The 11,522-nt window shown below is 62.1% G+C and carries 10 protein-coding genes and 1 tRNA gene; 7 read left to right on the forward strand and 4 right to left on the reverse strand.

Features of this window, described 5'->3' with window-relative positions; translation table 11 throughout:
- Positions 1-106 precede the first annotated feature (106 nt).
- From ACQ4WS_RS07085 to ACQ4WS_RS07115, 7 genes are all read left to right on the forward strand, one after another.
- A complete protein-coding gene (locus tag ACQ4WS_RS07085; protein ID WP_152252529.1) occupies positions 107-1,354 on the forward strand; it encodes an aspartate kinase in 1,248 nt (415 codons plus the stop codon).
- A 110-nt stretch (positions 1,355-1,464) separates the two neighbouring features.
- Positions 1,465-1,557, forward strand: a tRNA-Ser gene (locus tag ACQ4WS_RS07090).
- A gap of 345 nt (positions 1,558-1,902) precedes the next feature.
- On the forward strand, positions 1,903-3,948 hold the full coding sequence (locus tag ACQ4WS_RS07095; protein WP_436474896.1) for a multicopper oxidase family protein: 2,046 nt from the start codon (positions 1,903-1,905) through the stop codon (positions 3,946-3,948).
- Positions 3,949-4,015: 67 nt separating this feature from the next.
- Complete coding sequence (locus ACQ4WS_RS07100; RefSeq protein ID WP_436474898.1) at positions 4,016-5,722, forward strand: tyrosinase family protein; 1,707 nt, start codon at positions 4,016-4,018, stop codon at positions 5,720-5,722.
- Positions 5,719-6,078: a hypothetical protein gene (locus tag ACQ4WS_RS07105; protein ID WP_436474900.1), complete on the forward strand. Its 360-nt coding sequence runs from the start codon at positions 5,719-5,721 to the stop codon at positions 6,076-6,078. Before ACQ4WS_RS07100 ends, ACQ4WS_RS07105 begins: the two co-directional genes overlap by 4 nt.
- A 45-nt stretch (positions 6,079-6,123) precedes the next feature.
- Positions 6,124-8,310, forward strand: a complete 2,187-nt coding sequence (locus tag ACQ4WS_RS07110) for a LodA/GoxA family CTQ-dependent oxidase (RefSeq protein WP_436474902.1) — start codon at positions 6,124-6,126, stop codon at positions 8,308-8,310.
- Complete coding sequence (locus ACQ4WS_RS07115) at positions 8,310-9,458, forward strand: FAD-dependent oxidoreductase (protein ID WP_436474904.1); 1,149 nt, start codon at positions 8,310-8,312, stop codon at positions 9,456-9,458. The genes ACQ4WS_RS07110 and ACQ4WS_RS07115 overlap by 1 nt, the downstream gene beginning before the upstream one ends.
- 8 nt (positions 9,459-9,466) lie before the next feature.
- Here ACQ4WS_RS07115 and ACQ4WS_RS07120 read toward each other — a convergent pair whose 3' ends face one another.
- From ACQ4WS_RS07120 to ACQ4WS_RS07135, 4 genes are read right to left on the reverse strand one after another with little or no spacing between them, the layout of a single operon-like run.
- Positions 9,467-9,868 (reverse strand): hypothetical protein, encoded by a 402-nt coding sequence (locus ACQ4WS_RS07120; RefSeq protein WP_436474906.1) that lies wholly within the window; start codon positions 9,866-9,868, stop codon positions 9,467-9,469.
- A 21-nt stretch (positions 9,869-9,889) separates the two neighbouring features.
- On the reverse strand, positions 9,890-10,060 hold the full coding sequence (locus ACQ4WS_RS07125) for a hypothetical protein (protein ID WP_436474908.1): 171 nt from the start codon (positions 10,058-10,060) through the stop codon (positions 9,890-9,892).
- A 22-nt stretch (positions 10,061-10,082) separates the two neighbouring features.
- Positions 10,083-10,409, reverse strand: coding sequence for a hypothetical protein (locus tag ACQ4WS_RS07130; protein ID WP_436474910.1), 327 nt, complete (start codon positions 10,407-10,409; stop codon positions 10,083-10,085).
- Positions 10,406-11,236: a PoNe immunity protein domain-containing protein gene (locus ACQ4WS_RS07135; RefSeq protein WP_436474912.1), complete on the reverse strand. Its 831-nt coding sequence runs from the start codon at positions 11,234-11,236 to the stop codon at positions 10,406-10,408. Before ACQ4WS_RS07135 ends, ACQ4WS_RS07130 begins: the two co-directional genes overlap by 4 nt.
- Between the last annotated feature and the right edge of the window lie 286 nt (positions 11,237-11,522).

Below are 11,522 nucleotides of genomic sequence, written 5' to 3' on the forward strand. Positions count from 1 at the left end.
GCGCAATCGGTATGAGCTAATGCGCTTTTTAGCTTGTTATTTTGCATTGCGGCATGTAGAGTAAAGCCCTCCTTTTTTATTCTTCTTGAGCGGAAACTTCACTCTTATGGCTTTAATCGTCCACAAATATGGCGGTACGTCGATGGGCTCGACTGACCGTATCAAGAATGTCGCCAAGCGCGTTGCCAAGTGGCACGACGCTGGGCATCAAATCGTGGTGGTGCCATCGGCCATGTCGGGCGAAACCAACCGCCTGATTGGACTGGCCAAGGAAATCATGGATCAACCCGATCCCCGTGAACTTGACATGATCGCCTCGACAGGCGAACAAGTGTCCGTCGGCCTATTGTCGATGGCACTGCTGGCGATCGGCAAACAAGCCGTATCCTATGCTGGCTGGCAAGTCGCGATCAAGACCGATTCCGCCTTTACCAAGGCACGCATCCAGTCGATCGATGACGAAAAAGTCAAACGCGACCTCGATGCGGGCAAGATTGTCATCATTACCGGTTTCCAGGGCGTCGACGAACACGACAATATCGCGACCCTGGGCCGCGGCGGTTCGGACACCTCGGCAGTGGCGATTGCCGCCGCCATGAAGGCGGCAGAGTGCCTGATCTTCACGGACGTCGACGGCGTCTACACGACCGACCCGCGCGTGGTCTCCGAGGCGCGCCGCCTGAAGACCATCACCTTTGAAGAAATGCTGGAACTGGCTTCGCTGGGTTCCAAAGTGCTGCAAACGCGTTCGGTGGAATTCGCCGGCAACTACCGCGTGCCCACGCGCGTGCTGTCGTCGCTGACCGACCCGATGTTGCCGCTGGAAATAGAAGCCAATTCAGGCACCCTGATTTCGTTTGAGGAAGATACAAACATGGAACAAGCAGTCATCTCCGGCATCGCCTTCAACCGCGATGAAGCCAAAATCACCGTGCTCGGCGTGCCCGACCGTCCAGGCGTGGCCTACCACATCCTGGGACCGGTGGCGGACGCGAACATCGAAGTCGACATGATCATACAGAATCAGTCGGTAGACGGTAAAACGGACTTCACCTTCACCGTCTCGCGCGGCGAATACACGCGCGCGCTGGCCGTGCTGGAAGCGAACCGCGAAGCGCTGGGCGCGGCCAGCATCACGGGCGACGCGAAAGTGTCGAAACTGTCCGTCGTCGGCGTGGGCATGCGCAGCCACGTTGGCGTGGCATCGCAAATGTTCCGTACCCTGTCGGAAGAGGGCATCAACATCATGATGATCTCCACTTCCGAAATCAAGATCTCCGTGTTGATCGATGAAAAGTACATGGAACTGGCCGTGCGCGCGCTGCATAAAGCGTTCGAGCTGGAAAAAGCTTAAATATCTAAAAATATTGCCCCACGCCCTTGACCAAAGGGGGGGCAATCGATATTATGACGTTCGTCGCTGCAGCGCAGTTAGCTACAGAGACATAGTTGAGTAATCAGCTAGGAGACGTGGCCGAGTGGCCGAAGGCACATCCCTGCTAAGGATGCATACGGCTTATACCTGTATCGTGGGTTCGAATCCCACCGTCTCCGCCAGAATCAAATAAAAAAGCCTCCCCTGCGGGAGGCTTTTTTATTTGTCTGGACGGAACGGTGGGATTCGAAGACGGAGCGCCCTGAAGGGCGCGTAGGCTCTCCGAATCGCCCATCTGCCGCGCTGCGCGCGGCTCCGTTGGCCGCGCAGCGGCCAACGCCGTTCCCTCATCTCAGGCACTAGCAGCCAGCTCCCCCATCGGCCCCAACCCCCTCAACAATAAAAACAACAAGTGACTTAGTGTGAGTATTGACTCTTTGTCATTATGGATAATGGCAATGTTACTAATTAAAAGAATACGCATGCCCCGCCATGCTTCCATTGCCGAGTCCAATCGAGGAGTTGTCATGTCCAATCGCCTTCCCCGCAGCTACGTGTCGCTGTGCCTGGCCGCCATGCCGTTCGCCTGCGGTGCCGCCTTCGCCGCGGAACCCACGGTCAATCTGAATCTCGACCTGAACCTGAAGTCCGTGCCAAAAATCGAGCTGCGCCTGCTGCAGGAGCCGCCGAAACTGAAGGCGCGCGCCAGGCCCGCCAACCGCGCGGCGAGCAAGCGCGATGAGTACGAAAAGTCGTACGACCTGTACATCCGCTATGCCAACGGCACCATCTACAACCCGACCACGGCCAAGCATGACAAGGTGCGCCTGCGTTCCTACCAGCAGACGAACGGCCTGGCGCTCGATGGACGCGACGAGAATGCGGCCACCTTCATGGCGCCCACCGTGGTGATGGCGCCGGGGCAGACCGTGCGCTTCAAACTGTACAACCAGTTGCCGGCGCTGCCGGCCGAGCAGTGCGCTACAAAAGATATCAATGCGGCACGCCCGCGCGGCTGCTTCAACGATACCAATCTGCACTCGCACGGCCTGTGGGTGTCGCCTTCGGGCAATAGCGACAACGTGCTCATTTCGATCAAGCCTGGCGTGGATTTCGAGTATGAATACAATATTCCTATCGACCATCCGGCTGGCACGTTCTGGTATCACCCGCACCAGCATGGCGCGACGGCGATGCAGGTCGCCAGCGGCATGGCCGGGGCGCTGGTAGTCGAAGGCGAGCGTTATCCGACGGCCACGGCAAATGGCGACCTCGACGTCGTGCTGAAACAATTCCAGCCGGACGATGGCAGCGGCAGCGCCGGCGAAGTGATGCTGCTGCAGCAAATTCCCTATGACTGCCCCAGCAACAGCCTGACGCCGGTGAAGCCGTGCGCCATGGACGGGGTAGGCGTGCTCGAGGATTTCGCTCAGGTCGACGATCCGAATGCCTGGCTGAAGTCGGGCCGCTATACCTCGGTCAACGGCAAGGTGCAGCCGGTGCTGAAGATGAAGACGCAGCGCCTGTACCGCTGGCGCATGATCGACACGGGTTTTCAGGCAACCGTGGTGCTGCGCATCCGCCGCGCGAACGATGCGCAAAAACTGTTCAAGGCGCTCAGCGTGGCCAACCAGGACAAGGACGTGATGGAGCTATGCGATGGCGAGGACGTCACGCAGTTCGAAGTGGCCAGCGACGGCTTGACGCACGACAGGATCATCCCCAAGACGCTCAATTACCTGCAACCGGGCTACCGCAGCGATATCCTGTTTTCGCTGCCGAAAGCCGGCGCCTATTGCGTGTATGCGGAAACCAACGTCAACAACATGACGACGATGCATGACGTCAACAACACGCGCCTGATCGGCGTGATCGCCGCCAAGACCAACGCCAAGGCATCGGCACGCGCCAGGGCGGGCGAGTCACCGCGCGATTTCCTGCTGGCCGAGCTGCGCAATGCCGTCAAGAGCCTGCCCGGCGCCCAGTTGCCGGATAGCGTCAAGAGCACCATCCTTGGCGACCTGGAGAATGGTCTCAAGCTCGGCAAGTTCGTCCCGCATGCCAGCTTCAGCGCAGAGGCAAAGGACGCGATGCGCGGCAAGACGAAAGAGTACGCGACCTTCAACATTGCCAAGGTGGACGGCACGACCCGTTTCATGGTGGAAGGCAAGCCGGAAGACTCACCGACCCCCGAGATGAAGTATGTCTATGATCCGCACCGCGTGGACCACACGCTGGTGCTGGGCACCGAGCAGATTTGGGAGCTTGCGTCGAAGAATGGCAACCATCCCTTCCATATCCACGTCAACCCCTTCCAGATCATCGGCATCACCCGCACCGACGGCGGCACGGTCAATGCGCAGTACAAGGATTTGATCGGCACGTGGAAAGACACCTTGCTGGTGATGGAGAACCACAAGATCGAGATTGCCACGCGTTATCAGCGCTACATCGGCGAATACGTGCTGCATTGCCACATCCTCGAACATGAAGACCAGGGCATGATGCAGAACGTCAAGGTGGTACTGCCGGATGGCAAGGGGGGCGGCGACGCGGGCGGACACGGACACTGACCGTTCCTGGCGGCAGCGCGCCCGGCGCGCTGCCGCCTCTCCCAACCTGCCTCTGGAGCAACTGCCCATGTTACGCATGAAAACCTTGACCTTTTCCTTGCTGGCCGGCTTCGCGCTCGCCGGTGGCCATGCCGGCGCCGGCACGGGCGACCTGGCTGTCGCACGCTGCGCCCCCGAGCCGCTGGCCCAGGCGGAGCAGGGCGCACGCGTCGTGCGCTACCGCAAGAATATCGATGAGCTGACCCCGGACGAGCTTGACGCCTTCAAGCATGCGGTGAGCGAGATGAAACGCAAGAGCCAGGAAAACGTGTACGACCGGCGTGGCTTCCTGTGGCAAGCCTGGGTGCATAACTGCACCTCCGTCGACGTCTTCAATGACCGCCAGGCGGCCTTGCCCGGCGACAGGCTGAAGCAGTTGCTGGGCGATCCGACGCGCAACAGCTGTGACGTTGCCTATTTTCTTGACAAGGTGGCGACCGAGGACAACGCCCACGAGGAATTCCCGGGCGAGTGTGAACACCAGAAAAACACCTTCTTGCAATGGCACCGGGCGCAGCTGTACTTTTATGAGCAAGCCTTGCAGGCAGCCGACCCGAACGGCGAACGGGGCCCCAGCACGCGCAACGTCGCGCTGCCGTACTGGAACTTCACCCGCAAGCCCAGTGGCGTGCGCTATCCGAAAGCCTTCGAGGACGTCGATTCGCCGCTGTACGACGCCACGCGCAAGAAGGAGGGGCTCGACAGTTCGCTGGCCACGGCTTCGCCCAACTTGCTGGCCTACCAGATCTACTACATGGATTGGGCCGATTTCGGCGGCGATGAATACGGCAGCCTGGGCGGCGGCAACCTGGAAACAAAAATCCATAATCATATGCACGCCACCTACATGGGCGGCAATATGGGCGACAACGTCACGGCCGGCCTCGATCCGCTGTTTTATGCCTTCCATAATTTTCTCGATTACAGTTTCGAGAAGTGGCTCGACGAGCATGGCGATGCCGGCATACGCGGCAGCGGGCGCACCAGCTACATGCGCAGCGAGCAGGACGCCAGCCTGCGCCGGCCGATCGGCTGGAACGCCGGCAGCGGCGATGAGCAGCGCAGCGATTCGGGCGACTACACGGCCAACATGGGCCAGGCGGACCTGTACTTCGACACGATCCGGCAGGGCTATGGCTTCCAGCCGCGCTACGGCGGCGAGTTTGCCCGCAAGAAGGATATCCAGGCCTTGATCGACCGGCACCAGCAAGCGGGCTTTGTGTTCGGCGCCAACCAGAAAAGCCTGTTCGCCGCCCTGCTCAGCGACGATGCAGCCGATGGCGCGGCCGCCAGGCCCGACCTCACCGTGACCGGTGCCTACAAGATACCGGCGCGGCGGGTGGCCAGCGACAAGCGGGCCAACATGGTGCTGGACCGCGCACATGCCGACGAAGACTACAGTTTTCAGGCTGATATCTACCTGTATCCCGCCAGCGTGAGTGCGCGCATCGGTGACAAGTCGTTCCGCGACCGCTATCTGGTCACCAGCACCAGCCACTGGGCCTTGTCCGGCGCCCACCGGCATGACAAGTATGTCATCGAAACGGATATCACCGGCATCGTCGACAGCCTGGTCCCCAAAAAGCGCGGGCAGACCTGGCGCATCACGGCCGCCATCACTACCAATGACAAAGGCCGCGGCCTGATACGGCAAGGCGATTTTTCCACGCCCGTGATCCGGGTCGTCGACCGCCGCAAACCTGCCGAACCCACGTATGAGGAGAGCAAGCCATGAGCGAACGGACCAGCTTCAAGCGCGATGTGCAGGGCCTGTTTTCCCGCTATGTGGCCGACATGAACAAGGTCAAGCTGTCGAACCCCGCGTCGACGGGCGTGCAGCGGCTGTACCTGAATGACTATGCGAGCGTGAAGGCGTTTGCCTGGCAAATCCAGGTGGCCATCCACGGTTACGACTATGACAGCCGCAATGAAAAATGGCTGGTGGACGCGGGGCACCGCCTGCGCGCACCGGGAGGGCGGGAAGGCGAGTATGTCATGTCCGCGCCGCATCCGATGCCGCCCGACGGCCCGATGCCGCAGGAGGGCATCGATATCTTCGACCAGTGGGTCAGGGACGGCATGCAGCCGTGACGCGTTGGGCACTTTACAGACACCCTTGAGTATCAGGAGTTCAGCATGGCATACACAGGTTTGAGAATTCACCCGACCATCGGCATCGCCCGCGTCGGCAACAGTGAAGAATACTATCTGGGCCCGGAAAGCCTGGCCGGCATGCCGCTCGATGGCCAGGATGGCACGGGAGGCTTGCCGATCCGGCCCGGCACGGAAGACACGACCATCGCCAGCAACGAGTTGCGCGACGCCAGCGGAAAGCTCAAGCGGCAGGCGGCCCGCTTCCGGATTTACCAGTATGCGTTCGACGCAGCGGACGGCGTGGAAAGCTATCCGCTGGGCAGGCGGGGGGCGGCGGCCGAAGTGGCCATCGGCAGCATGGTCGATGGCAAGATCGTCAAGGACATCGTCTGGACCGTGCATCTGGCCAACAAGAAAGCCAATAGCTGGGAGGGCGGGGAAGGCGTGGCGCCGTTCGACAACAAGCGCGCGCCAGCCCTGCGCAATCGGGATTTCGGCGAGCCAGCTTCACCGCACTTCGGCACGCCGGCCGACCCGTTGCGCCTGAAGCTGCTGGTCATCGACCCCGGACCGCGCACCGTGCAGGCATCGCGCCAGGCCGTGCAGCAGTTCGACGCCGCCACGCCGCCGTCGTGCGTGGATGCGGCCAGCGGCGCCGTGCGCAGCCTGCCCGACTATCCCGTGTCGTTCCCGCGCGGCGGGCAGCCTGGCGCGCCGGCGCAGGGCCCAGGTGCCATCATCGCGTCGCTGGGCGCCATCACGACGGAAAAGAATGGACGCTTGCTGGTGCTGGGCGGCTATGGCAAGGCCTGCGGCTTTGACGCGCAAGGCAATTATTCCGCCGCCGCCGTCCTGCACGACAATGTCAACAACGACAACTGGTTCGATGACGTGGCCGATGGTCCCGTCACGGCCATGCTGCTCTTCGCCGACGGCACGGCGCGCGCCGTCGAGGGCAGCGCCTGGGTGGTGTCCAGCGACCCGTCGTATGCGCCGCAAACGGCGAACGTCGTATCGCTGTGGGACGACCTGTATTGCACCTGGCTGGAAAAGATGGCGCTGCGGCCGGCCGTGTATGCCGATGGCAGCTATCAGACGGGCTACCGGAGCAACTTCAGCACCGATGTCCAGCCCATCCTGCGCGCGGCCTCGCTGCAGCGATGGACGACCAGCCTGCCGCCCAGGGCGATCAAGGAACACGACTTGCTGGGCAAGATGAAGGCCGAAGGCCTGACCTACCCGATCATGAATTTCATCCGCCATCCCGACCAGACGGGCGCGCCGTCGCTGAAGCCGCAAATGCCGCTGTCGCTGGGAGATGCGGGCAGCAGCCTGCTGACATTGACCCGCGCCCAGTATTTTTTCATGGATCAGTGGGCGCATGGCCATTATGTAGCCGACAGCGGCAATTTCCTGCTGGGCGCGGGCGAAGCGCTCGACCGTACGGTTCTGTTCAACTGCCTGGGCGGCCGCTACAGCCCTGGCATCGAGATGGGTTTTATCGTACGCGACCCCGGCCTGTACCGGCAAGCCTGGCGGCGCCATGATGCTGGCGGCCCGTTCCGCATCAATGCACAGCATCTCGATTACTCGGCTGCCGTCAGGGACCAGCCCTTTCTCGGCGTCGGTTATATGCCGCTGCGCGGCGGCGAGGTGCAGCCCGGTGACGTGTCGAAGTTCATGGCTTTGCCGTGGCATACCGATTACAACTCGTGCGCCACGCATTTGCCCGATCCGAATCCTGGCGGCACGGTGCTCAACAACCAGCAGGCGATCGATGCCGCCACGGCACTCAAGGGCAATGGCTACAATACCTTGCTGTATTCCTCCTGGCCGGCGCAGCGGCCCGTGGCCGTGTACACATACGACGACGTCGTCGCCAACGGCGGCGAATTGGCGACGCCGCGCTACTCCGTGCGCGGCAAGGGCACGCGGGCCGATGAAGTGCCGTCGAGGACCCCGGAAAATGCGGAAATCGACCGGCCCGCCATGCATGTGGGCCGTTACCAGGACCGCGCGCAGTTCCTGCTGAACTGGCACCGCATCGGCGTGGTCGTGCAAAGCACTGCGATTGCGCGCAAGGCTGGCGAGAAGGCCATCTGCAAGGATTACTACCTGGAAGTGGAAAGCCTGTTCGATAGCGATGAAAGCAACCTGGTCGAGTATTGGCGCAACACGGCCATCGACAAGGTGTACCGGCCGAAGCCGCAGCCGAAACCGAAACTCTGATGCCGGCGCAGGCAGAAAGCTCCGCTGCGGCGGGGCCGTCGCGGCAGCGCTACCGGGTCGCCATCATCGGCGGCGGCCCGGCTGGCTGCGCCTGCGCGCTGGCGCTGGCGCAGCATGGCGTGCATGATGTGCTGGTGATCGAGGCAGGCGATTACGCGCACTTTCGCATCGGCGAGAGCATCCCGCCCGAAGCCAACCGCTTGTTCCAGGCGCTGGGCATTGCGCAGGAATTTTTCGCCGAGGCGCACGCGCCTTGCCATGGCAGCTGCTCCTGGTGGGGCAGCGACAAGCGCGGCTACAACGACGCGCTGCTGCATCCGCTGGGCCACGGCTGGCACCTGGAGCGCGCCAGGTTCAATGGCTTCCTGGCGCGCCAGGCGCGTTTGCGCGGGGCGGAAGTGCTGCTGCGCGCCAGCCTGGCCGCGTCGGTCCCGGCGCAAGGCGGCGGCTTTGTATTGGAATTGATGCTGGGCGATCCGGCGCACCGGCGCCCGGCCACCATCCATGCCGACCTGGTGGTCGACGCCAGCGGCACGCGCGCCGTCTTCGCGCGCCAGCGCGGCAGCCGCAAGGTGGAAACGCTGCCGCTCGTGTGCCTGGCCATGCGCTTCGCCGCGCCCGATGGCCCCCGTTCCGGCCTGACGCACCTGGAAGCGGTTGAACATGGCTGGTGGTATGGCGCCCATCTGCCCGACGCCACCTTGCTGCTGGCGTTCTATAGCGATGCGGCCACCGTCAAGGCGCGGCGCCTGCAGCATGCCGGACACTGGCTGGCATGGCTGGCGGCCGCGCCCAATACGGCCGCGCTGGCCCGCGGTGCTGCGCCGCTGGCAGGCGGCGTGCAGAGTTTTCCCGCGCCGTCCTACCGCCTCGACCAATTGCATGGCGACGGCTGGCTGGCCATCGGCGACGCCGCCTCGGCCTACGATCCCGTCACCTCGCAAGGCATCGTCAAGGCGCTCGCCAACGGCATGGCGGCCGCTGGCGCCATCGCCGGCCACGCCACGCTGGGCGCGGTGGCGCACACGGTGGCGCAGCGCCATGCGCAGTATCTGGCGCAGCGCCAGCAATACTATGGCTGGGAGCAGCGCTGGCCCGCCGCGCCGTTCTGGCGCCAGTTGCATGCGGGCGCGCAGGCGCCGGCCTGATGCAACCGCTATGGCGCGCGAACCGTTGCAATGGCTTGCTTGTGGCACGTCGCCAAGGTGCCTGTGCAGGCGGAAAACGCTTCCAGATAGGTGATGGTTTTCTCGTATTCGTCGATCAGGTAGCGCAGTTGATATGCCACCTCGATAGATTCGCCCATGCCTTTGTCCCGCAGCCTGTACATATCTTTCAAAAAGCGCTTTCTTCGCGCCAGTTCCGCAGTCAGGCGCGCCTTGCGCTCGGCGGCCGGTGGCAGCGGATATGGCTTGCCATTGATGGAACTGACGCCCTCAGGCGTCAGTTCCAGGTCCTTGCCGGGGCCGCGAAATGCCACGCTCATGCTGCTATCCGCCTGCATCAATATCAGCAGTTCGTCGGTGTCGCTGTTGGCCGGCAAGGTCAGGGCCAGCACTTCAGGCTTGCCCTTGGGCAGTCAGCGATATTCGAGCTTGACCTGCAACGGCGCGGGGGCGTGTGCCGGCAGGTAGAAGCAGCAACTGGCGGCGCTGCTCATGTACGGATTCAGGGGATCGGTATCGACGGCGTTGTCGGGATTGCTGACGGAACTGATGCCTACCTGAATCATGCGGGGGCTGTAGTTCAAGGTGCTGACCGATACCTTGCGCTCACCGGTGTCGGGCGTGTACTCGTGCAGGCTCCGCTCCCCGCGCTCGTCGTGGGCCGCAAGCAGTGGCCGGTGGAACAGGGTGGTAATGCCGAAGCTCGCGATATTGCTGATATAGCCGGTATCGGACGAGCCGACGCGCGAGTATCAGGTACTCGTTCACCAGCGGCACCACTTTCAGGAGATCCTTGGTCTCGCCGGTGACAGGGTCGATGATGGAATAAATGCCCGGAAAGGGATCGGCGGCGACAGGCGACTGCTTGGGTAGGGCGAAGTAGAGTCCTGCGAGCACGGTGACGGCGGTGGCGATGGCGATGGCGGCTTTCATGCGCCGGGACCTTTCCCTTGCCTTCGGCAGAACGCCACCAGGTCGGCTGGATAGAATTTTGCGTCGCGATAGCTGCTGTCTTCGATATCGAGCACGCAGGTGATGGCGGCCGCCTCCCACGACCAGTAGCACCAGAACGAGGTGTCGCGCCGGTGGCTATCGTAATAGGGCTCGCGGCGGCTGGCGTCATACCATTGCCGCAGGTAATCGTGCATTAGCGCGGGACGCGCATCTTCTTCCGCCGCGAATATCTTGAGCGTGTTGGTGTAGGGCAGGTGGCGCGTGCATGCGGGCCAGGCGCTATCCCTGCCGGCGACGAAGCAGGCCAGCAGCCGTTCCAGCAAGCCATCCTTTTCATGGTTGTTGAAATCGATGACGGGCGCCAGCCGGGGCAGCAAACTGCTCCAGCCGAGCAGAATGCCGAGGCAGACCATGCGGTTGACTTGTTCATACGCGTCGCCGGGCAGGGCGAAGTGGGGAAATCCCTGTTCGGCCTCGCTGGCCTGAGCGTCAAATAGCATGTCATACCGGGCAAACGCCAGCCAGTATCCGAGTATCGTGGGATACGACGCGCGCAACTCGTCGAGCGGGTGGTCGGCGCTGTAGGCGAGGGCGAGCTGGTCGATTTCATCCCAGGCCCGCTGGCGCGTGGCCGTCATGAAATTTTCTGGTGGAATATTTCGCAGCACTTCCTCCGGCTGTTGCAAGCCGGCTTCCACCATGTCGTAGCCTTCGTCCTGGCTTTCCTTGCTTTCAAGGTAGATGGCGTATGGCAGCCGCGGTTCCCTGCGCCTGGCCAGAAAATCCTGTTCGTCCAGCGTCTGCATTCTTGTTCCAGGCGGGGCATCCGCATCTGGAGCGCATCCGGATACAAATGGTGTGGTGAAGGTACAGTAATCTAATGACTTGTTTATAATATTGCACCTTAGAAAGAGTGATCGAACAAGCGTGATTCAATTGAATCGTGTGCCAGAAAGAAATATACAAAGTAGCTAAGGAACCACTGATTTATTCATCAAACGCCGTTCCCTGCGGCGGACCTACCTGAGACAATAACGGTATCCTGACTGTTCGCCATCAATCATGCAAAAGAGCTTTTCCGACCTTGAATAC

It is taken from the genome of Janthinobacterium leeuwenhoeki (genome assembly GCF_051380795.1).
GTDB lineage: Bacteria > Pseudomonadota > Gammaproteobacteria > Burkholderiales > Burkholderiaceae_D > Janthinobacterium.